General features: G+C 48.6%; 20 protein-coding genes and 1 pseudogene. 11 read left to right on the top strand and 10 right to left on the bottom strand.

All coding sequences use genetic code 11. From position 1 onward, the window contains the following. Positions 1 to 13: 13 nt before the first annotated feature. Positions 14 to 694 (bottom strand): Crp/Fnr family transcriptional regulator, encoded by a 681-nt coding sequence (locus tag AACR41_RS12420; RefSeq protein ID WP_030006403.1) that lies wholly within the window; start codon positions 692 to 694, stop codon positions 14 to 16. Between the two features lie 241 nt (positions 695 to 935). Between AACR41_RS12420 and pap the strand changes: the two genes are divergently transcribed. Continuing rightward, positions 936 to 2,447 carry a polyphosphate:AMP phosphotransferase gene (gene pap, locus AACR41_RS12415; protein WP_030006402.1) on the top strand — a complete coding sequence of 504 codons (1,512 nt, stop codon included), beginning with the start codon at positions 936 to 938 and terminating at the stop codon, positions 2,445 to 2,447. Between the two features lie 94 nt (positions 2,448 to 2,541). Here the strand turns inward: pap and AACR41_RS12410 are convergent, their stop codons facing one another. Beyond that, positions 2,542 to 3,180: a DUF3386 domain-containing protein gene (locus tag AACR41_RS12410; RefSeq protein WP_030006401.1), complete on the bottom strand. Its 639-nt coding sequence runs from the start codon at positions 3,178 to 3,180 to the stop codon at positions 2,542 to 2,544. Positions 3,181 to 3,419: 239 nt separating this feature from the next. Here AACR41_RS12410 and AACR41_RS12405 point away from each other — a divergent pair, with 239 nt between their 5' ends. Further along, on the top strand, positions 3,420 to 4,265 hold the full coding sequence (locus tag AACR41_RS12405) for a DMT family transporter (RefSeq protein ID WP_030006400.1): 846 nt from the start codon (positions 3,420 to 3,422) through the stop codon (positions 4,263 to 4,265). Here the strand turns inward: AACR41_RS12405 and recG are convergent. Beyond that, positions 4,262 to 6,729, bottom strand: a pseudogene (gene recG / locus AACR41_RS12400) (ATP-dependent DNA helicase RecG). The gene AACR41_RS12405 and the pseudogene recG sit on opposite strands and share 4 nt — an antisense overlap. 65 nt (positions 6,730 to 6,794) lie before the next feature. Between recG and AACR41_RS12395 the strand changes: the two are divergent. The 3 genes from AACR41_RS12395 (at position 6,795) to AACR41_RS12385 (ending at position 9,052) form a co-directional block, all read left to right on the top strand. Then, on the top strand, positions 6,795 to 7,118 hold the full coding sequence (locus AACR41_RS12395) for a Uma2 family endonuclease (RefSeq protein WP_223209870.1): 324 nt from the start codon (positions 6,795 to 6,797) through the stop codon (positions 7,116 to 7,118). A 71-nt stretch (positions 7,119 to 7,189) separates the two neighbouring features. Beyond that, positions 7,190 to 7,810 carry a YqiA/YcfP family alpha/beta fold hydrolase gene (locus tag AACR41_RS12390; protein ID WP_030006398.1) on the top strand — a complete coding sequence of 207 codons (621 nt, stop codon included), beginning with the start codon at positions 7,190 to 7,192 and terminating at the stop codon, positions 7,808 to 7,810. A 3-nt stretch (positions 7,811 to 7,813) separates the two neighbouring features. Continuing rightward, positions 7,814 to 9,052, top strand: a complete 1,239-nt coding sequence (locus AACR41_RS12385) for a lipid-A-disaccharide synthase-related protein (protein WP_030006397.1) — start codon at positions 7,814 to 7,816, stop codon at positions 9,050 to 9,052. 19 nt (positions 9,053 to 9,071) lie between these two features. On the opposite strand, the gene AACR41_RS12380 is transcribed toward AACR41_RS12385, so the two are convergent. Next, on the bottom strand, positions 9,072 to 9,455 hold the full coding sequence (locus AACR41_RS12380) for a DUF309 domain-containing protein (protein ID WP_030006396.1): 384 nt from the start codon (positions 9,453 to 9,455) through the stop codon (positions 9,072 to 9,074). A gap of 5 nt (positions 9,456 to 9,460) precedes the next feature. Next, positions 9,461 to 9,820, bottom strand: a complete 360-nt coding sequence (locus tag AACR41_RS12375; RefSeq protein WP_012307462.1) for a ferredoxin-thioredoxin reductase catalytic domain-containing protein — start codon at positions 9,818 to 9,820, stop codon at positions 9,461 to 9,463. Positions 9,821 to 10,099: 279 nt separating this feature from the next. Between AACR41_RS12375 and AACR41_RS12370 the strand changes: the two genes are divergently transcribed. Next, complete coding sequence (locus AACR41_RS12370; RefSeq protein ID WP_012307461.1) at positions 10,100 to 10,378, top strand: DUF1816 domain-containing protein; 279 nt, start codon at positions 10,100 to 10,102, stop codon at positions 10,376 to 10,378. A 93-nt stretch (positions 10,379 to 10,471) separates the two neighbouring features. Here the strand turns inward: AACR41_RS12370 and lexA are convergent, their stop codons facing one another. After that, the gene (gene lexA, locus AACR41_RS12365) at positions 10,472 to 11,089 is read right to left on the bottom strand and encodes a transcriptional repressor LexA (protein ID WP_012307460.1); all 618 of its coding nucleotides are present in this window, start codon (positions 11,087 to 11,089) and stop codon (positions 10,472 to 10,474) included. Between the two features lie 303 nt (positions 11,090 to 11,392). On the opposite strand from lexA, the gene AACR41_RS12360 reads away from it, so the two are divergent. After that, a complete protein-coding gene (locus AACR41_RS12360; protein ID WP_030006395.1) occupies positions 11,393 to 12,205 on the top strand; it encodes a class I SAM-dependent methyltransferase in 813 nt (270 codons plus the stop codon). A 52-nt stretch (positions 12,206 to 12,257) separates the two neighbouring features. Here AACR41_RS12360 and clpP read toward each other — a convergent pair whose 3' ends face one another. The 3 genes from clpP to remA all read right to left on the bottom strand — a co-directional run bounded on the left by clpP (position 12,258) and on the right by remA (position 13,795). Next, on the bottom strand, positions 12,258 to 12,854 hold the full coding sequence (gene clpP, locus AACR41_RS12355; protein WP_012307458.1) for an ATP-dependent Clp endopeptidase proteolytic subunit ClpP: 597 nt from the start codon (positions 12,852 to 12,854) through the stop codon (positions 12,258 to 12,260). 78 nt (positions 12,855 to 12,932) lie between these two features. Next, positions 12,933 to 13,487 carry a guanylate kinase gene (gene gmk, locus AACR41_RS12350; RefSeq protein ID WP_030006394.1) on the bottom strand — a complete coding sequence of 185 codons (555 nt, stop codon included), beginning with the start codon at positions 13,485 to 13,487 and terminating at the stop codon, positions 12,933 to 12,935. Positions 13,488 to 13,522: 35 nt separating this feature from the next. Next, positions 13,523 to 13,795: an extracellular matrix/biofilm regulator RemA gene (gene remA, locus AACR41_RS12345; RefSeq protein WP_012307456.1), complete on the bottom strand. Its 273-nt coding sequence runs from the start codon at positions 13,793 to 13,795 to the stop codon at positions 13,523 to 13,525. 738 nt (positions 13,796 to 14,533) lie between these two features. Here remA and AACR41_RS12340 point away from each other — a divergent pair. The 3 genes from AACR41_RS12340 (at position 14,534) to AACR41_RS12330 (ending at position 18,698) form a co-directional block, all read left to right on the top strand. Further along, a complete protein-coding gene (locus AACR41_RS12340; RefSeq protein WP_045441624.1) occupies positions 14,534 to 15,871 on the top strand; it encodes a S41 family peptidase in 1,338 nt (445 codons plus the stop codon). A gap of 116 nt (positions 15,872 to 15,987) precedes the next feature. Then, complete coding sequence (locus AACR41_RS12335) at positions 15,988 to 17,958, top strand: ABC1 kinase family protein (RefSeq protein ID WP_012307454.1); 1,971 nt, start codon at positions 15,988 to 15,990, stop codon at positions 17,956 to 17,958. Between the two features lie 74 nt (positions 17,959 to 18,032). Beyond that, on the top strand, positions 18,033 to 18,698 hold the full coding sequence (locus AACR41_RS12330) for a cytochrome b/b6 domain-containing protein (protein WP_030006392.1): 666 nt from the start codon (positions 18,033 to 18,035) through the stop codon (positions 18,696 to 18,698). Here the strand turns inward: AACR41_RS12330 and AACR41_RS12325 are convergent. Next, a complete protein-coding gene (locus tag AACR41_RS12325; RefSeq protein WP_030006391.1) occupies positions 18,695 to 19,291 on the bottom strand; it encodes a nitroreductase family protein in 597 nt (198 codons plus the stop codon). The two genes, AACR41_RS12330 and AACR41_RS12325, sit on opposite strands and share 4 nt — an antisense overlap. 119 nt (positions 19,292 to 19,410) lie before the next feature. On the opposite strand from AACR41_RS12325, the gene AACR41_RS12320 reads away from it, so the two are divergent. After that, positions 19,411 to 20,076 carry a nuclease-related domain-containing protein gene (locus tag AACR41_RS12320; RefSeq protein ID WP_030006390.1) on the top strand — a complete coding sequence of 222 codons (666 nt, stop codon included), beginning with the start codon at positions 19,411 to 19,413 and terminating at the stop codon, positions 20,074 to 20,076. Positions 20,077 to 20,083: the final 7 nt, after the last annotated feature.

Genomic DNA, 20,083 nt, shown 5'->3' with positions numbered 1-20,083 from the left:
AAAAAATTTACTCCTATGCTCGGTTGGCTAAATTTGTCAGTTGCTTAAAGTTGATCAAATGAATGCGACCTTCACCCATTTCGATCCACCCTTTCCCTTCCAGTTTAGACAGAATCATCTCAACTTCTTTCGTGCTGATATCAGCCACATCGGCCAGGTCAGACACCGACAATTGAATAATTTCTAGACCCTGTTCCGTGGGTTGACCGTAGTTTTCTGCCAGCAGGAGGAGAGTTTTGACTAACTTGAGGGCGGGAGGCTGCTTACGCCAAGAAAACCGGGCATTGGCATTACGAAGACGACGCACCATGAGTTGCAGCATTTTGTGGTGCAATTGGGGGTCTTTAAACAGTAGCTGGATAAAACGTTGGGCCGAAACACTGAATAGTTTGACCGGCGAAAGGGCCACCACATCCGTGGAACGGGGCGATTCATCTAGTACTGACATTTCCCCAAAAAAATCACCTTTGCCCATAATTGCGAGGGTCACGGTTTCATCGTCCCCTGTGAGGCGGCGCACCTTAACCCAGCCGGATTCGATGAAATAGACGGCATTGCCCCAGGAGTCTTCCATTAAGACGGTGCGTTCTGCGGGATAGTCATGCTCGGTGGTGACAGACAGGAGCCATTCGATGGTTTCGGGGTTTGCGGTGCTAAAGAGGGGAAAAAGCTCGCTAAAAGCTTCAATGTCCATGAAATCTTGCCAGGATGTGCAGAATGAAACAATACAACGAATACAAGGTGATTGGCTGTTAGGCGCTATTTTCGCACGTTTTCTTTTCAGAATAGCTCACTTTCTGGTGAGGTCTAAATGGGGCGATCGCCCTACGGGAAAAGTCAGCCCCCTCACATTACAGTTTTTGTCACGATAACCATGGCGCGGGGTGTCCTTATTCATAATTTGTAGTGAAGCACTCTTGGAATGCAAAAGGCGCGTGTTAAATACCCTTGATCTAAAGCGAACCCTAGCAAAGGACACCTACAAAGAACAATTAGAGGAGCTGATGCAGCAATTGCGGTCTTTGCAAAATGCCTGTTGGCAGCACCAATTACCCGTAACGGTCGTCCTCGAAGGCTGGGCGGCGGCGGGCAAGGGCGCTTTAGTCAAAAAAATGACCAACTACATGGATCCCCGTGGGTTTTCGGTATTACCGATCTTTGAACCCTCAGCCCGTGAGAAGCAATATCCATTCCTTTGGCGCTTTTGGCATAAGCTCCCGGCGAAGGGGAGCATCGCTTTTTTCTACCACAGTTGGTACACCCACGTCCTCGAAGATCGTCTGTTTGAGCGGCTGGATCCGGTGGAAGTGCCCCTGGTGACGCGGGAAATTAATGCTTTTGAGCGGCAGCTGGTGGATGATGGCATGGCGATCGCCAAATTTTGGATTCATCTGTCCCAAAAAGAATTAAAAAAACGCCTCAAAAGTGCCGAAGCCGATGAATTAGAAGCCTGGCGAGTGCGTCCGGAAGATTGGCAACAAGCGAAAAACTACAAAGAATATCGGCACCTCGCGGAGGAAATGTTGATCTACTCCAGCACCGGTGCCGCTCCCTGGATTCTTGTCGAGGGCAACGATTACCGGTGGTCGGAAATCAAAGTGCTCTCCCAATTGGTAGCGACCATTGTCGAAGCCTTAGATCGCCGCAAAATCACCATTCCTGAAGCGGTTCATATTCGTCCCCAGTCCCAACTCTTGCCCACGGAACCAGACTTTCTTGCCAAGGTGGATTTAAGCCTAGAACTAGAGGACAAAGACTACAAAAAACGTCTCCGGGCGGCCCAAATTAAATTACGGCAACTGCAACTCAAGATTCACCAAGAAAAATTACCAGTTCTGCTGTTGTTTGAAGGCTGGGATGCTGCGGGCAAAGGGGGGGCCATTAAACGCTTAACTGATGTCCTTGATCCCCGTAGCTACAAAGTGGATGCCTTTGGTGCGCCTACCGAAGAAGAAAACCGTTACCATTACCTCTGGCGTTTTTCTCGCCATTTACCAGGCATGGGGACGATTGGCATTTTCGACCGCAGTTGGTACGGGCGGGTTTTAGTCGAACGGGTTGAAGGCTTTGCGACGGAAACGGAATGGAAGCGGGCCTATCGCGAAATCAATGAGTTTGAAGCCCAGCTAATTCATAAGGGTTATGTGCTTGTAAAATTTTGGCTCCACATTGACCCGGATGAACAACTAAAACGCTTTGAGCAACGACAGGACAATATTTTCAAAAAATATAAGCTGACCGACGAAGATTGGCGCAACCGAGAAAAATGGGATCAATATGCGGTAGCCATTAATCAGGCGATCGCCCGCACCAGTACCCCCGCCGCCCCCTGGACGATTGTGCCGGCCAATGACAAACTTTATGCCCGTGTTTTCGTGATTGAGACCGTTATCGAAGCCATTGAGTACAAGCTCAAACGTTTAAAAAATGGTGAGGCCATTGTCTAAACCAAAAAAAGCCGTCCCCTCGGAACGGCCTTGTGTTCACCTGAGATAGATGATCAATGATCACCAGGAGAAAACATTATGCTCAGCTTCGTCCCTAGAATTGAATATCAGTGAAAGTAAACACTTTTTTATCAACTTCTTGATCGTTTTCTAGGTAAGTAATTTCCCGACGGGTGAGGACATAGTAACCGCTAACTTTTTCGAAGCTATCTCGGAAAAGGCTCTTACCCGCTTTGGGTTCTTTGGTGGCCGCATCAAAATAGACCGAATCATAGCCCAAAGAAAGATAGCCTTCGTCGGTATTGAGCACGTCAAAGGTATTGATGTTAACGATGATGTCGCGGATCTTGCGGTTCACAAAGGTAACGACATTATTTTTGATTTTGTAGGAATTTCCCATGGACGCGCCAGTCACTTGGATTTCCTGGGCACCGTCGGCAAACTTTTCGCCAAATTCAAAGCTATTTTTGCCGTGGCTGTCTTCAAAGGAGCGGCGTACTCGGTGGACAGTGATTTCCCACAGTTGACCTTCGATTTCTTTTTTTGCTGCTTCGGCTTCAATCCCTGTGACCTCAAAGGACATATCGGCTTTGATGGCTACTGTGCCGGTGTAGCTCTGGTCGCCGTGGGTAAAGGTAACGGTGGCAGTAAAGCCGGGAAAATCTTGATCCCAGGTGTAGCGGTTTTCGTAGGCAGCCCGAAAGGCATCCTGGGCAGTGAAAGTCTGTGTCATAGTGTGCTCCAGCGCTTGCATGTAATCACTGTTATTTCAACTTTTCTAAGATAACAGGTTCGTTTAAGTACAATCTACTAATAAAAGAGTTTTTCAATATTATTGAGAATTTAATTAACTATTTTTGGGCGATCATGTTGTTTTTGATTTTGTCAGGGGCTAGCGCTAGGGGTTGTTGGGGGTTACCTTACATAGGTCGGTCTCTGTGGCCTGTTTTCTACACTGTCTAAAAACCTTTGATGAGTCCTGTACTGCAATTGGCGATCGCCACCCTGATTTTGGGAACCTCCGGCGTCTTTATCAAACTGGCCGCTTTGTCTCCCCTCGTGATGACCTTTTTTCGGGCGGGCATTCCCCTAATCTTCGTCTCAGGTTTATTCCTCTACCGTCGGGAACCTCTTTTTTGGGGCGCAACTCCTTTTTTGTTGCTTATCTCCTTTCTCGATGCCGTGCGGGGACTGTGCTACATCATTGGCTTTAGCTATGCCGACCTCAGCAGTGCCGTCGTGATCCTCTACACCTGGCCCCTATTTACGACCCTATTGAGTTGGATTTTTCTCAAAGAAACAATTCCCCGCCGTAACCTGTGGCTATTGCCCTGCTTCATTTTGGGGATCATCGTCATCTACGCTGATGCGGAAATTAGTCTATCGAGCCGGAGCTTTTTAGGTCTTACCAGCGTTCTCATTGCTGCCGTTTTGGTAGCGTCTACCGTGGTGATGTACAAGGTTAAAGCCGCTGATTTCTCGGTGTATCGGCTGATTTTTTACCAAAACCTCGTGGCTGGCGTCGTTTCCTTTCCTTTTCTGCTGGGAACTCAACCTTGGCCCAACTTATTTCAGTTCACCATGGGAGGGATTTACGGTATTTCCATCGGGATTATTGGTTTTATGCTGTTTTTTTCTGCCCTTAGTAAACTCAAAGCTTCGACCACAGCCCTACTCTGTTATCTCGAAATTTTAAGCACTATTGTCTGTGGCATCGTCTTTTTCCAAGAAGAGCTTTCCGTAAATATTATTCTGGGCGCTTCCCTAATTTTAGGAGGGAGTTTCTGTCTGAAAAAAACCAGCGATGTTGCCCCCTAGGTCAGGACGTCAGCCCCCAACAATTTTTGGTATTTGCGCTGGAGTTCCTGTTGCATCAGGGGATATTGTTCGAGGAGAGGATCGATTTTGAGCAATTGTTCTGCCGCTTGTCGGGCAATAAGTAAAACCTCTTGATCTTCTGTCAGACTGGCTAGGGCAAAATCTGGTAGCCCCGACTGTTTCGTCCCCAGCACTTCCCCCGGCCCCGCAGGCGTAGATCCATCTCTGAGATAAAAAAACCGTCGGTGGATTGCTCCAACACCCGGAGACGAGTTTGGGAATCAGGATTTTTACTATTGGTGACGAGCAAACAATGGGATTGATGTTGACCCCGACCGACGCGCCCCCGCAACTGGTGCAACTGGGAGAGGCCAAAGCGTTCAGCATTTTCGATCAACATTACCGTCGCATTGGGCACATCAACCCCCACTTCGATCACGGTGGTGGAAACAATAATGTGGTTTTGGTTATCGCGGAAAGCATTGAGGGCGGCGTCTTTTTCCTCGGATTTCATCCGGCCGTGCAGTAGACCCACGTTAAAGCTCTTGAACACTTGCTCAGAGAGCCTTTGGTGTTCGGCGACGGCGGCCTTGGCTTCGAGTTTTTCGGATTCTTCAATTAGCGGAAAAATGACGTAGGCTTGGCGACCCTGGGCTACTTCCCGCTTAATCAGTTCGTAGGCTTTGTGGCGATCGCCTCCTTTGATCACCCGCGTATCAATGGGTTGACGACCGGGGGGCAGTTCATCAATTTGACTAACATCCAAATCCCCATGGAGGGTGAGGGCCAAACTCCGGGGAATCGGGGTAGCGGTCATGGTGAGGACGTGGGGCGCTTTCCCCTTGGCGAGGAGTTTACCCCGTTGTTGGACGCCGAAGCGGTGTTGTTCGTCGATCACCACCAGACCCAAATTTTGAAATTGCACCGGATCTTCAATCAGGGCGTGGGTACCGACCAGAACTTTGAGCTCTCCTGTTTGCAGTTGGCTGTGGATCTCCCGGCGTTTTTTCGTTTTTGTCGAACCCGTGAGCAGTTCTACGGGCAGATGGAGCAGGTTAAACCAGCCCACCAATTTCCGGTAATGCTGCTCGGCAAGGACTTCCGTGGGCGCCATGAGAGCGGCTTGGTAGCCGGACTGGATCGCGGCGAGGATTGCAAAGACTGCCACCACAGTTTTCCCCGCCCCCACATCCCCCTGGACAAGGCGATTCATTGGCGTTGACTGGGCCAGATCCGCAAGAATTTCAGTGATCACCCGTTGCTGGGCGTTGGTGAGTTGGAAGGGCAGCAGTTTTTCAAAACGCTCAATGAGTTCCCCCTGGGGAATAAACACAGCACTTTTCTGACTGGCTTTTTCCTGTTGCCGCCGTTGGAGGAAACCCAGTTGCAAGTAGAAAAATTCATCGAAAACCAGCCGTTGCCGCGCCCGTTGGAGAATTTCGGCATTTTCTGGGAAATGAATATTGGCGATCGCCTCTTGGAGTTTCATCAAGCTGTGTTGCTCCCGAAAAGCAGTGGGAAAAGCATCCTTAAGCTGCGCAATGGCAGGTAGAGAGTTAATGACCACTTTCCGAATTAGGTCAGCGGGAACCCCTTCCGTGAGGGGATAAACGGGCAATACTCGGCCAATTTTGAGGGATTTGATATCAGCGCCACTGCTGTCGAGCACCTCAATTTCTGGGTTGTCGAGGGTGAGGCCATATTTATTTTTTTTCACCAATCCCGACGCGGCGATCGCCACCCCCTGGGGATATTGCCGTTTCAACTTTTCCTGCCAGCCCCGATTACTGTAACGGGTGCCCGCATAGAAACGACTGAGCTTAATGCGGCCACTGCTATCCCGCAGCCAGAGTTCGAAAATACTGAGCTTCTGGTTTTTCGGGCTGGTAAAAATATTGCAACGCACCACATGGCCCACCAGGGTCACTGTTTCTCCCGCTTCTAGGTCAGTGATTTTGACCTGTTTGGCATAGTCGATGTGCTGTCGGGGGTAGTAAAAGAGTGCATCCCGCACCGTCTCTAAACCTAGCTTTGCCAATTGGTTGCTGCGTTTCGGCCCGATGCCTGGCAAATACATCAACGGTTGATCTAGGGAAATTCTCTTGCCATAGGTTGAACTTTTGACATTACTTTCACAAACCGATTGGGTGCGGGGCACTTTCGCTTTGGGAGCAATCTGGCTTGGCTGTTCTAGCTCTTGTTTAAGTTGCTGCAAAAAACGTCTCGCCCCAGCTACCAAAAGACGTCGATCGCCTAACGTTGCCACGGGGTAATCAGCAAATTTCTGGGCAAATCCCTGCCACCGACGTCGCTGATCCGGATCAATGCCTGCCGGGGGAACTGCGCCAAAACTCAAGCAAAGAAATTCACTAAAACGATGCTGATGGCCCTGGAGATCCTGAAAGCCCCGTTCCGCTTCGATGGATAAGGCTTTTTGTAATCGCAAAAAATCCGGCTGATTCATAACACCATAGACAAAAAACGCAGGCTAACCCCTCTGCCAACATTAAACCTTATCTGCTAATAAGCTTGTACCGCAATGGAAACGGTAATCACACAGCAAAGGAGATTCAGCATCCCACGGTGATTGTAGAAGTCCTTTCTCCCAGCACCGCCAACTATGACCAAAGCCGTAAACTAAAGCTCTATCGGCAAATTCCCAGCCTCCAGGAATATATTTTAATCGACAGTCAACAAATTTCTGTGGCCCTTTACCAGCGGCAATCGGGGCGGATGTGGGGTTACAGCGACTACGGCCTCGACGAAACCTTTTGGCCCCCCAGTATTGAATTTGAATGTGCTGTGGCTGATCTTTATGAAAATGCGATTCTTGAGACTCTTGATGACGAATAGAAAGGCGATCGCCCTTCGCCCAAACACCCAAAATATTAGATGATGGTCTGTGCTGTCCGTTTCCCTGGCTGATGACCCGCACCCTCTATCTCCACGGCTTCGCTTCTAGTCCCCAATCCCGCAAAGCCCAATATTTTGCTGAACATATCCCTGATCTCGTTATTCCCGATCTCAATCAAGACGATTTCAGTGGCTTGACCATTTCCCGACAACTGGCGCAGCTTAAACCCCTGCTCACAGAACCCAGTTACATCATTGGTTCAAGTTTGGGGGGCCTTACTGCGGCAATCCTGGCGGAACAATGTCCAGAACTGATTAAAAAAATTGTTTTACTGGCCCCGGCTTTCCAATTCACCACCAATTGGCATCGTCGCTTAGGCGAAACCACCATCGCAAAATGGCAAAAAGAAATTTATCGTCCGGTGTTTCACTACAGCTACCAGCGGGAAATTCCTCTCCACTATAACTTTTTTCAAGATGCAGAAACTTACGCGAATTATTCGTTTAAAAATACAACATCAACGTTAATTCTCCACGGCATTCATGATGAAACAGTACCCATTCAAGTAAGCGAATATTATTGTAAAGATCGACCCTGGACAATGTTGATTTCTCTCGACAGTGACCACAGTTTAGGTAATTGCTTAGACACGCTTGTGCAAGAAACAAAACAGTTTTTATTTGGGGGTTAACCGATGCGGATTTTATGTCTCAGTAATGGCCACGGAGAAGATGCGATCGCCGTCCAAATCCTCAGCGCCATCCAAGCCCAAAACCCAGAGGTGAGCCTCGCCGCGCTCCCTATTGTTGGCACAGGTCATGCCTACCAAAAATTAGATATACCAATCATTGGTCGTACCCAGCAAATGCCTTCTGGCGGGTTTGTTTATATGGATAATCGGCAATTAATGCGGGATCTTAAAGGGGGTTTACTGCAGCTCACTTGGCAACAATATCAGGCTGTGAAACGCTGGAAAAATCAAGGAAAAGAAAAGTCCTTAATTCTTGCGGTGGGTGATATTGTCCCGCTCATTTTTGCTTGGCTCAGTGGTTGCCGATATGCTTTTGTGGGGACAGCCAAATCAGAATATTATTTGCGCGATCGCCAGGGAAATTGGCTCCCAAAAACTTCTGCCCTCGAAAAGTGGTTTGGATCAGTTTATTTGCCTTGGGAACGGTGGCTGCTTAGTCGGAAAAAATGTGTGGCTGTTTATCCGCGCGATCGCCTCACCACCGATGTTTTAACAACCTACAAGATTCCCGCCGTAAATTTAGGCAACCCAATGATGGATGGCCTCGAACCTCCTGAAAATTTGCCCCAGAAGGAAACAAAACAAACTTTGACTTTTGTCTTACTGCCCGGTTCGCGCCCCCCGGAAGCCCTGCACAATTGGCAAAAAATTCTTCAAGCCGCACAATTATTTGTGGAAAAGTACCAGGCGGTGAATTTTATTGCGGCGATCGCCCCTAGTCTCGACCCAGGAGAATTCTTCGACTGTTTGTCCTCTTTAGGTTGGCAAAAACTCGATTCCCAGCCCACTGAACTCACGTTTGGTGATCCTGAAGCCCAGGTTTTCCAGCAAAATAAAGCTCAGCTTGTCTTCACCCAACATCGCTATGCCGAAAGTTTGCACTGTGCTGATTTGGCGATCGCCATGGCGGGTACGGCCACCGAACAATTTGTTGGCCTTGGAAAGCCTGCTTTGACCATCGTCGGTGCTGGCCCCCAATTTACCCCGGCCTTCGCTGAAGCCCAAACCCGGCTCCTGGGAGAATCCGTGCTTCTTTGTTCTCGCCCCAACGCCGTTCCTGATAAAGTGGATTTTCTGCTGAGTCATCCTGATTTACTCCAGGCGATCGCCATCAACGGCCAGGAACGCATGGGTACGGCTGGGGCGGCCCACCGTATCGCTAGTCATCTTTTGGCACTTTAATATTTAGAGAAGAAACAACCTAAACGGGATTGAGGCGTGGGAAACGATTCTCTGCTTGGAGCGCCTGATAAAAAGTTGTCACCTCTGCCATGGGCAACTGTTGCAAACTGGCGAGCAGCACCTCTCCCTGCTGAATAAAGTCCACGAGATTCAGGCCACCATAAACTTCTTCTTCCGTCTGGCGGAGGCGACGTAGCCCTTCTCCCATGAGAATTGTCGCGCCCCTGAGATTATCATTACTGAGGTGATAACAAGCCACGGCAATTTGCAAAATACCTTGGTAAAGAGACTTTTCTGGCTCCATAGCCTCAAACCACAGAGCCTCAAGGGTATCGTGGCACGCATAAAACTGTTGAGTATTTAGTTGCTCTACCCCCACGAAAAAAGTCTCTGGAATTGTCATCGGCTCTATCCTTTCATGCTCGCCGCTACTTCTTTGACGTAATCCAGTTCAATTTCCTGCTTATCGCCAGCGAAGTCGTTGTCTTCGGTGATAAAGAGCATACAGTGGCAATCATTACGCTCCCGCATGGGGACACAGGGGCAGTTCCAAAAGGCATTGTCAACTTCCGCTTTTTTGTCTTCGTAATGGCGACAGGGACAGAGGGGCGCACCCAATTCTTCTTTATGTTTAGCGAGGCCTTCGATCACAACTGCCGTTACCGAAGGATCGACACAAAAATAGGTGCCTGTGCGTTGGGCATATTTTTCGGCAAAGTTTTTCATCAACTCTAAAGCCTTGTCGGAAGCATTGTTCTCAGCAGTCATCGCGGTATTTTCTGGTGTATGGGACTGTTTATACGATAGTACGCTTTCGTGAATTTCCTCAACTGCTTGGGGTCTGTGCCCTGGAAACTTCGCTAGCATTTAAGGAGTCATATTATTCAGCGGGCGATCGCCTGGGAGAATTTTTCAACCAAAAGTCTCCTCGTCCAGTGCCTAGCAACAAATATTGGCGAAAACCATTGATTTCTGGTCGAAATTGCGAAATTTGTCTGCTGAAGCATCTACATAAATATTGACTTTTGCTGTAGTGAGGTTTGAACAATGACTGGTTTAATTATTTTTGCAGTCTATTCCCTAGCCCTGGGTTCCGTATTTTATTATCTCAACCAACCCTATAACCGCGATTGGTGGCTCAAAGTGACTACCATGAATCCATTTTGTGTCTACTACTTTGGCCCTTTTTCCAGTGAAAAAATAGCCCGCTGTCATCTGGCGGGTTACCAAGAAGACTTAGAACGAGAACAGGCCACAATTACCCAGGTTGTTTTAAATCAAACGATGCCCCCGGCACAACTGACTATTTGTCCGGAAGAAGCATAAATAACAAAGATTAACAGTAACCTGAATAAATATCTCTGCAAGTCAAATAATTCAGGGGTTGTACTTTCTATTTCTATTGAAGTTTATCGTCGCCTATTGGCCGTAGCCGCGCCAAACTCCCACTAAAACCCCCTGTAAATCGACATTCAGCGCATCGGTTTTTATTTCGTCATACTTGGGGTTTGCGGGCTTAAGAACAACTTTTTTTCCTTCCCGATAAAAGTGCTTTAGGGTTGTGCCGTCCCCTGTCACACGCGCCGCAACAATGGTGCCATTTTTAACACGGTCTGGATCAAATACTTTTTGCATGATCGCGTAGTCCCCTTCGGTAATGAAGGCTTCAATCATGCTGTCACCGGTGACTTTGAGGGCATAACAATTGGGTTGGTTGACGACTTGATTGAGGATTAGGGTCTCACTTTGATCATCCGTAAAAGGTTCAACTAGGCCACCAGCGGTAATTGTCCCCAAAATCGGCAGACCTTCTCGCTGTTGTTGGGGGCGCAAAATCTTGAGAGTACGGGCTTTGCCATCGATCCAGTCGATGTATTTTTTCTTACGCAGTCGCTCTAAACGGCTTTGGATTGGTGCTGGCGATCGCAAATTCATCGCGACCATCATCTGGCGAATGGATGGGGCATGTTGGTTTGTCTGGATGTAGTAAACAAGCCAATCGTAGAGTTCTTGTTGGGCGACGGTTAATTTTTGCATAGTCGAAATATTGCGCCAGTGCCGCGAGCTAATCACTTCAATAGACAAGCCAGGGGCGTGAAGGCGTTGAATGTTTATGGTGCCATGGTACAAAACACATGATCTTAAGATGATTTGTACTAAACTATGTTCCCAATGGCAACAACTTCGCGGCCAATCTGTAATATTTTTTGAGCTTTATCGCGTTTGATCTCCCTCGCAACCCTGACTTGAATCCGCCAAAAACAAGCCACAATGACAGAGAAAGGGTGATTAAGTGCGTTAGATTGTTGAGCAGGCATATTTTGGGTAGAAAATAAGGATATGGCTGAATATATCCACGGGTATGATCCAGAGGAACAACAACGTCTCGTTGATCAAGCACGCTACTGGGGCGATCGCCTGTTGTTAAAAGATCTCGCATTTGACCCCAAGGCGAAAATTTTAGACATCGGTTGCGGCGTCGGCGCTGTCCTTGGGATCATCGGTAAAAAGTTTCCCACCCTAACCTTTGCGGGCATCGATCACCAACCTCGTCAAATTGCCTATGCCACAGAATATTTACGTCGCCTGGGATTCAAGACTGACCTCCAGGTGGGAGATGCCTACACTTTGCCCTGGGCAGAAAATACCTTTGATTTTGCCCTGACCGTGTGGCTCCTGGAGCACGTGCCCGATCCAGCGGGAATTATTGCTGAAGCGTTGCGGGTTTTACGACCAGGGGGCAAAATTTGCCTAACAGAAACCGATTACCAAAATCTTTTAATCTATCCGCCCCATCCTGATTTTGACTATTTTCAGCAGGCTCTTTGTGAATTATTTCAAGTTGCAGACGGCAATCCCTATGTTGGTCGTAGCTTAGGAGGATATTTGGAACAGGCGGGCTTTACTGGGGTTAAAAATGAGGCGATCGCCGTTCACCATTGGCACAGTCCCCAAAATCAAGACCTAAAAGGCTTAGTCGATCATCTCGACACCTGGATCAAACTGATGATCCCCCAGATGGTAGAGAAATTAGGCAAAAATCCAGACCGCCTCGAAAACGGCTTAACTCACTTCCGCCAAGTACCGCAACATCCCCACGGCGCAATTACCCTGACCATTTATCGCGCCACAGGTGACAAACCCCCATCATAAAAAATCCCCCTAGGAATAGGAGGACGATCGATCATTCACAACAGAAAAAAATCTAAGCTGGATTGGTGGCCGAAGGACTTCTCTCAATGACCTGATCAATGAGGCCATAATCCTTTGCCTCCGCCGCAGACATGAAGAAATCGCGGTCTGTATCAATCTCAATCTTTTCTAAAGGTTGGCCTGTGTGGTCAGCCAGGTGTTGGTTGAGCTTGCCTTTGAGATAAAGAATTTCTTTGGCTTGAATTTCAATATCCGTCGCCTGACCCTGGGCGCCGCCTAGGGGTTGGTGGATCATAATCCGGGAGTTGGGTAAGCTCATGCGCTTCCCTTTGGCCCCAGCACTCAGCAGAAACGCCCCCATACTGGCCGCTAGACCAATACAGATTGTACAAACATCCGGACGCACTTGGTTCATCGTATCGAAGATCCCCATGCCGGCTGAGACAGAACCCCCCGGAGAATTGATGTAGAGGTAAATATCCTTTTCGGGATCATCGGCTTCGAGGAATAACAACTGTGCCACGATGAGATTGGCAATTTCGTCGTTGACTTGGGTGCCGAGAAACACAATGCGCTCCCGGAGTAGACGAGAGTAAATATCAAAGGCACGTTCGCCCCGACCAGAACTTTCGATAACGGTTGGAATCATGGGGTCTGTAAGCTCGTTGTTGTTTATGTCTTGTTTGTTTGATTGTAATGGATTCAGTTGGCAGCGGTGGCGTTTCGGCTAGCTGAAAATCACTTTTTCGAGTTCTGTTAAGGCTGTTTCTAGGTCGTCATTGACAATTTCATGGTCGAACTCGTGGCTCATGGCCAGTTCTTCTTTTGCCCGGACGAGCCGTTTGGCGATCGCCGCTTCTGGATCGTTCCCCCGTCCCCGCAGCCGCTGTTCTAACTCTTCAAAGGACGGTGGCAAAATAAAAATTCTGAGGGCATCTGCATAGATTTCTTTAACTTGGTTGGCCCCAATGACCTCGATTTCGAGGATGACAAAGTTTCCCTGTTGAATTTGTGTTTTCACCGGAGGCAGAGGGGTGCCATAGTAATTTCCCGCATACTCGGCCCATTCGAGGAGCTCCCCCGCAGCGATCATCGCCTCAAATTGTTCACGGGTTTTGAAAAAATAGTCTTGCCCATCCACTTCTCCGGGGCGGGGCTGACGGGTTGTTGCTGAGATCGAGAGAAATAAATTTTGGTGGCGCGGCAGTAAAGAACGAACTAAAGTTCCTTTACCAACACCACTTGGCCCTGTGAGGACAATTAATTTTCCGGGGGTGGTCATGGATTCGACGGCGACGGGAGATGATAACTCAACCGTTAAACTTTGGTCATCGCCATGGCGGGATCTTTTTGCACAACAAAGCGATGGGCCACTGTCTCTGGTTGGATCGCTGATAGTACCACATGGCTGGAATCTGTAATAATCACTGCTCGGGTACGTCTACCATAGGTGGCATCAATTAATTGGCCGCGATCGCGCGCATCGCTAATGATCCGTTTGATCGGTGCAGACTCAGGACTCACAATCGCAATGACACGATTGGCAGAGACAATATTACCGAAACCGATATTAATTAATTGTATTTCCATAGGTCGCTTGAGCTTTCACTAGCAGCAGCCAGTTAAGGTTACAGATGGTTGATCGAGCACTTATAACTCAAGTCCAATGGTAGCGAGAAAAAATCGGAGATACAACGATTTAAGGGCAAAAATAATATAAATTTCTTGATTTTTACAGTTGTTTACCCATGGGACGAAAAATCTCGCCTATCTTAAAGCAAAAGCACCATTCTTGCCCTACATTGCATAGATTTATTACGGAGATCTAGCTTCTCCGCAGATTCATTAGTCGGGGTGGCAACGCGGTATCTCTTGATCCCTAAGATGCTCAGCGGCAGATAGCAACAGAATCATCTCGGCTTCTGTGGAATAGCGGATTACTACCCCAGCATAATTGCTGAAAATTGGGGCTAATTGTTGGAGTAATTGGGATACAGATGTCCCATGACTTCAGCGACCCGTTAAGCCCTTTGTAAGAATGTGCTGTCGTACCCGATAAAAGCAAAACTGAATTGATTACAATGGAGGGCAACCGCACAAGATTCGGTCGAGTCAATCTCCCCTCTAAGCTGATCTAAAAGCGTTCGAGACTTGCAAGTTCCTCGCCCACAGCGTTTTTAGGGTCAAGCCCAGGGGTTTCCATGGGACTTTTTCCAACCGTTTTTCCGGTGGGGAAGTCAGAAGGAAAGTAGATTGTTGACTTTGACCTGTCCCAATGGGGTGATTTGCGCCATTCCTCCCCCCTTTTTTCTTCGCCTTCAGATCTCCATGAAAAAGATTGCTCTGTCTTTGCCTCGTTGCCCAGATACTTTTGTAAAGGGTGCCCTCAGGACGTTATCTGTTTTAGTTTTGTTGACTGTGCCCAGTTTGTCTCGTCCGGCGATCGCCGCGATGGAAGATAGTCCGAAAGCCATCGTTGATGAGATGTGGCAGATCGTCTACACAGAATCCGTTGCCAAAAATTTTGAGCCGGAATCTTGGCTAAAGCTCCGCGAAGATTTATTAAGCCAGAACTACGATACCTATGACACGGCCTATCGTCAAATTCGTGGTGCCCTCAGAAGCTTGGGAGATCCCTACACGCGATTCCTTGATCCAGAGGAGTTCGAAACCCTAACCAGCCAAACCACCGGAGAACTATCTGGCATTGGCATCCGCATGGAAATTAATGCGGAAACTGGGATCTTGACGGTGGTCGATGTCCTCCCGGATTCTCCGGCAGAGGCGGCGGGAGTCCAAGCGGAAGATCAGATTATGCAGATTGATGGTCAGGTGACCGCTCTTTTGAGCCTAGAGCAGTCTTCGGAACTGATTCGGGGCCTAGAAGGGACTGAAGTGAATTTAAAAATTCGTCGCCGCGACCAGTCTTCCCTAGATCTTGCGATTACGCGGGCAAAAATTGAATTGGCCACGGTGAACTACGGGGTACAAACCATCGGGGACGAAAAAGTTGGCTACATTCGCCTTGATGAGTTTAGTTCCCATGCCGCTGAGCAAATGTATAACGCGATCCAGGATCTAAAGGCGGAAACGGTTACGGGTTTTGTTCTGGATCTCCGGGGAAATCCTGGGGGCTTACTCTACTCCAGCGTTGATATTGCCCGGATGTGGATGGAAGAAGGGGCAATCGTTCGCACGGTGGATCGCAAAGGGGGCGATCGCCAATTTAGCGCCAACCAAACAGCGATTACCGATTTACCCCTCGTCGTGCTTGTGGATGAAAACTCTGCCAGTGCCAGCGAAATCTTAGCGGCGGCCCTCAAGGACAACCAACGGGCAACCCTGGTGGGGACTCGTACTTACGGCAAGGGCACCGTCCAATCAGTCCATGAATTATCCAACGGTGCGGGCCTGGCAGTCACAATCTCCCGGTACTATCCCCCCAGTGGCATGAGTATCAATATGAATGGGGTTAGTCCTGACATTACCGTAGAACTAGATAATGAACAGTTCACGCAACTGCGTCTCGATCCGAGTTTGATCGGGACGAGTGCTGATCCCCAGTTTCTCAAGGCAGTCAATATTCTCCAGAACCAGCGCCTTAGTGAAACTCCAGGCAAACAAGCCCCCCTTAGCGCCCGCTCATCTGGTGCCATCTCTAATTAAGCACCTCCCGCCGCTTTGATCGTCTGCAGTTCCCGTAGATGAGTAACCCAGAAACATTTGTTACAATCATTTACAATGCAACCCATTCAACTGTAGGCGATCGCATCGGATAAACTATGCCATACCAGACCCGTACCCCCGCGACCCCGGTCAATTCGGTCATCGAACAGCCCGCCCAGGAGTCCGAGCTGTGGCGTTACAATCCAGAGGCGATCGAAGCCAAATACCGCAATCGTCCCTTTGCTGTTCTGGGACGCCTCCTCACCATTATTTCCAGCTTTAGTGGCCTGCTACTCAGAATTTGGTGGGCTAAGGCCACTGGAAACAACAACAATCCTAAGGCCCAACAGAAACAAGCCGATCACCTCAAGGCGATTCTGACGAAATTAGGCCCCACCTACATCAAAATTGGCCAAGCCCTCTCTACCCGTCCTGACCTCGTCCCTCCCGTCTATCTGACGGAGCTAACCAGTCTTCAGGATCAACTTCCTTCTTTTCCGAATGAAATTGCCTTTCGCTTCATTGAAGAAGAATTAGGACAGCCTCCCGAAAAAATCTACGCCGAGATCTCAGATCATCCCCTTGCTGCCGCCTCCCTCGGCCAAGTCTATCAAGCTCGCCTCAAAACCGGCGAAAAAGTTGCCGTAAAAGTTCAGCGCCCTGACCTGCAACAGCGCATCAACCTCGATATTTTTATCATGCGGCGCATTGCCCGCTGGCTCCAAAATAATGTTAAACAAGTCCGCTCCGACCTGATTGGCATTACCGACGAATTTGCGGCGCGTATCTTCGAAGAAATGAACTATGCCCAGGAAGGACGTAACGCAGAGAAATTCAAGAAACTCTACGGCGGCATGGCAGAAATCTATGTGCCAAAAATTTACTGGAAATATACCGGTAAACGCGTCCTCACCATGGAGTGGCTCGATGGCACAAAGCTAACAAACCTCAAGGAAGTCGCCGCCAAAGGAATTGATGCCACCCATTTGGTTGAAGTCGGGGTGGAATGTTCCCTCCGCCAACTCCTAGAATTTGGCTTTTTCCATGCTGATCCCCACCCTGGCAATCTTTTAGCCCTCGATGATGGTCGCCTCGCTTATCTAGACTTTGGCATGATGAGCATGATCGAACCCTACCAGCGCTATGGGTTAATCGAAGCTGTGGTGCACCTAGTTAACCGCGATTTTGAAGCCCTGGCCCATGACTATGTCAAATTAGATTTTCTCAAGCCAGATACTGATCTTGCGCCCATTGTGCCTGCCCTAAGCACCGTTTTTAATAATGCTTTGGGGGCTAGTGTGGCGGAACTTAATTTTAAGAGCATCACGGATCAAATGTCGGGCATTATGTACGAATTTCCGTTTAAGGTGCCTGCCTACTATGCTTTGATTATTCGTTCGATGGTGACCCTCGAAGGGATTGCCATTGGTGTTGATCCAGAATTTAAAGTCTTGAGTAAAGCTTATCCCTATGTTGCAAAGCGCTTGTTGACCGATAATTCTCCGGAATTGCGTCATTCTCTGAAGGATTTATTGTTTAAAGAAGGCAGTTTTCGCTGGAATCGTCTCGAAAATTTATTGAATAATGCGAAGGATTCTACTGACTACGATCTCAAAGGGGCGGTTAATCAAGCCATTGACTATATCTTTTCAGAACGGGGTGAATTTATCCGGGAGCGCCTTGCCGAAGAAATTATTCAATCGGTGGATATCCTCGGACGTAATACCTTCCAAAACATTACCAGTTTGGTACAAGAGCAGTTGGGCCAAAAGCCGACTCACAACCAGACTAGGGGGATGAGTGCAGAAGACCGGGCGAACCTGGTGCACATTCAAAATATTTGGCGCATCCTCCAGGAAACCCCTGATTTTGACCCGATGTTTATTTTGCCTTTAATTCCTAAAGTGCTCATTAAGCCGGAAACGCAACAATTAGGTCAGAAAATCGCTGAGGGACTTTTACAGCGCATTGCCGCCCGTTTCATCCGTAATGTTTTGTTGGCCGATCCCAACGGAGATAAGACTCGTCAGCGGGAGGTGATCCGTTATCCTGGGTCTCTGCCGCTGCCAAAGTCTGCGTTACGGTAATGTCTTAGGGAAATGGGTTGCTTTTTTGCGTAAAATTGAGTAAGTATTAGCAATCTCAAAGACATTGTGGGGCCATGGCACAATCTAAACCGTATCAACCTATTTTATTGCGCTTGCTCCATGGTTTAACGGCGATTCTGGTATTGCTGGCTTTAGATACGGGGTTTTGGGTTTACGACATTTATGATGGTCGCTGGGGCCGTTTGGGTCTGCCACAGATTGAAGCGATGCAGGGCATCCATGGAACGATCGCCTTAACATTCTTTTTATTGCTACCGTTCTTTGCGGTGTACAGTTTTCGTCTGGGTGATCGCCGTTTGTTGCAGCCGAATTTCCTGACGCAATTAAAGCAACTGGGAAAACCGATTTGGTGGGTTTCGGCCCATCGACTGATTAATACAGGCATGCTGCTGGCGGGAACCTTAGCTGTCATTACAGGCCGGATGATGAAAGAAGAATGGCTACCGGCAGGAGAACTCAATCATTTCGCCTACCTTGGTCATCTGTTGGCCTGGGGGATCATGTTTGGGGCGCTGGCTCTGCACTTACTTTTGGGCATTAAAGTTGGAGGTGTTCCCCTGCTGGCTTCGATGGTTAGTCTGGGAAAACGGGAAGGCGATCGCCCCAAAAACTGGTTACAGGGATTTCAGCAGCGACAGAGCTTGTTACTGAAATCCCTAGAAATCATTGTGGGTTTAGGGGTGCTTTTTGCCTTGGTTGTGCCCTTGTTTAATTTTTAGAAATAGGGATTTTCCCACGTTCCAGTAAAGACAATTTCCGTGAGGGGTTTGCGGCTACGGGGGCTTTGTTCCCGTTCCTGGAGGGCTTCTGGTGCTGTGGTAATGTCCCCAGGATAACCAATGGCCACGGCTGCCGCCGGGTCAAAGCCAGCGGGAATTTTGTAGAGGTCACGGGCTTTGTCTTTATCGAAACCGCCCATTTGGTGCACCCGCAGACTGAGGGCTTCAGCTTGGATTGTTAAACTGGTCAAGGCCTGGCCCACATCGTACATTCCGTAGGGATTCGGGTTATCATTGCGGGTAAATCGCTGTTTTCCGACAGAAATCATCAGAATATATGCGTTTTTTGCCCAGGTCTGGTTTGTTTCCATCAGGCAGTCCAACATTTTGCCATAGGCAGTAGCATCAGCTTTTGTGGCCACCAAAAACCGCCAAGGCTGTTCATTAAAACAAGAGGAAGCCCACCGGGCAGCTTCCAGTAAGCTCCCAATTTTTTCTGCTTCTACGGGGCGATCGCCATCAAAGATGACCGTACTAAACCGTTGACGCAGTAGGGGATGAATTGGATATTGAGTTTGGGCGGGTTTTTCCATGGAACTTACGACAGAATAATGGGCAATAGAAAGAAAACTAAATTCCAGCTTTAGGATAACGACTTTTGGGTTGGATGTTTGGTGGATTATTGATGGATTAACTTTTATCTGGGCTAGTTATGGTTGCCTCTTCCCCTAGAACAGCGGGTCAAAATGTACGTCGCTTAGCCTTTAGACGTCGCCTCCAGTCCTGGCGGGCTTTCTTGGCGGCGGGAGGACTCCCGGTCTTGGTGGTGTTCATGTTTCCGGTCTTGGCGATTGGTCTGGGGTTTATTGCAGCCATCGTGATTGTGGCGATCGCCGCCTTCGGGGCCTTGGGTTTTATTTTCCGGGGTTTAGATCTTTGGCAGGCCGCAAACCGCGCTGTCCAGGGGGCAAGGGCTGAGGAAAATGTCGCCAAAACACTCCAGGAACTAGAACCCCAGGGGTGGTCTTTTGAATATGGAATGCGCCTTGATGATGGCCTGGGAGATGCCGATGTGATTTGCTTTTCGCCCCAGAAAAAAACCTACGTTATTGATGTCAAATCCCATAAAGGCACGGTGATTTTCCAGGATCATCGGCTCCATCGCCGCATGGGACGCACGATCTATGGCTTTAAGAAGGATTTCTTACAAATTGTGATGAAGCAAGCGCTCCAGGTACGCGATAAAAAAAAGCTTGATTTTGTCACGCCACTGCTGGTGTTCACCCGTGCCCAGTTGGCTGTTTCTCACAAAAAAATTCGGGGGGTTTATGTGATTGGCCAGGCGGATTTGGTGGCGAAGTTACAGGAATTGGGTTGAGCACTGG

Source organism: Picosynechococcus sp. NKBG042902 (genome assembly GCF_963864045.1).
In the GTDB taxonomy this organism is placed as follows: Bacteria; Cyanobacteriota; Cyanobacteriia; order Cyanobacteriales; family MRBY01; genus MRBY01.
The sequence above is the reverse complement of the archived record's forward strand: the minus strand, read 5'-3'. Positions and strand labels throughout refer to the sequence as shown.

Excerpts from the sequence above, each read along its gene's own strand:
- AACR41_RS12380 (WP_030006396.1), bottom strand. The coding sequence starts at position 9,455 with ATGACAATTCCAGAGACTTTTTTCGTGGGGGTAGAGCAACTAAATACT.
- AACR41_RS12390 (WP_030006398.1), top strand. The coding sequence starts at position 7,190 with ATGACCCGCACCCTCTATCTCCACGGCTTCGCTTCTAGTCCCCAATCC.
- AACR41_RS12375 (WP_012307462.1), bottom strand. The coding sequence starts at position 9,820 with ATGACTGCTGAGAACAATGCTTCCGACAAGGCTTTAGAGTTGATGAAA.
- AACR41_RS12405 (WP_030006400.1), top strand. The coding sequence starts at position 3,420 with ATGAGTCCTGTACTGCAATTGGCGATCGCCACCCTGATTTTGGGAACC.
- AACR41_RS12370 (WP_012307461.1), top strand. The coding sequence starts at position 10,100 with ATGACTGGTTTAATTATTTTTGCAGTCTATTCCCTAGCCCTGGGTTCC.
- clpP (WP_012307458.1), bottom strand. The coding sequence starts at position 12,854 with ATGATTCCAACCGTTATCGAAAGTTCTGGTCGGGGCGAACGTGCCTTT.
- AACR41_RS12410 (WP_030006401.1), bottom strand. The coding sequence starts at position 3,180 with ATGACACAGACTTTCACTGCCCAGGATGCCTTTCGGGCTGCCTACGAA.
- AACR41_RS12330 (WP_030006392.1), top strand. The coding sequence starts at position 18,033 with ATGGCACAATCTAAACCGTATCAACCTATTTTATTGCGCTTGCTCCAT.
- gmk (WP_030006394.1), bottom strand. The coding sequence starts at position 13,487 with ATGACCACCCCCGGAAAATTAATTGTCCTCACAGGGCCAAGTGGTGTT.
- remA (WP_012307456.1), bottom strand. The coding sequence starts at position 13,795 with ATGGAAATACAATTAATTAATATCGGTTTCGGTAATATTGTCTCTGCC.
- AACR41_RS12340 (WP_045441624.1), top strand. The coding sequence starts at position 14,534 with ATGAAAAAGATTGCTCTGTCTTTGCCTCGTTGCCCAGATACTTTTGTA.
- AACR41_RS12325 (WP_030006391.1), bottom strand. The coding sequence starts at position 19,291 with ATGGAAAAACCCGCCCAAACTCAATATCCAATTCATCCCCTACTGCGT.
- AACR41_RS12420 (WP_030006403.1), bottom strand. The coding sequence starts at position 694 with ATGGACATTGAAGCTTTTAGCGAGCTTTTTCCCCTCTTTAGCACCGCA.
- AACR41_RS12320 (WP_030006390.1), top strand. The coding sequence starts at position 19,411 with ATGGTTGCCTCTTCCCCTAGAACAGCGGGTCAAAATGTACGTCGCTTA.
- lexA (WP_012307460.1), bottom strand. The coding sequence starts at position 11,089 with ATGCAAAAATTAACCGTCGCCCAACAAGAACTCTACGATTGGCTTGTT.
- AACR41_RS12360 (WP_030006395.1), top strand. The coding sequence starts at position 11,393 with ATGGCTGAATATATCCACGGGTATGATCCAGAGGAACAACAACGTCTC.
- AACR41_RS12385 (WP_030006397.1), top strand. The coding sequence starts at position 7,814 with ATGCGGATTTTATGTCTCAGTAATGGCCACGGAGAAGATGCGATCGCC.
- AACR41_RS12335 (WP_012307454.1), top strand. The coding sequence starts at position 15,988 with ATGCCATACCAGACCCGTACCCCCGCGACCCCGGTCAATTCGGTCATC.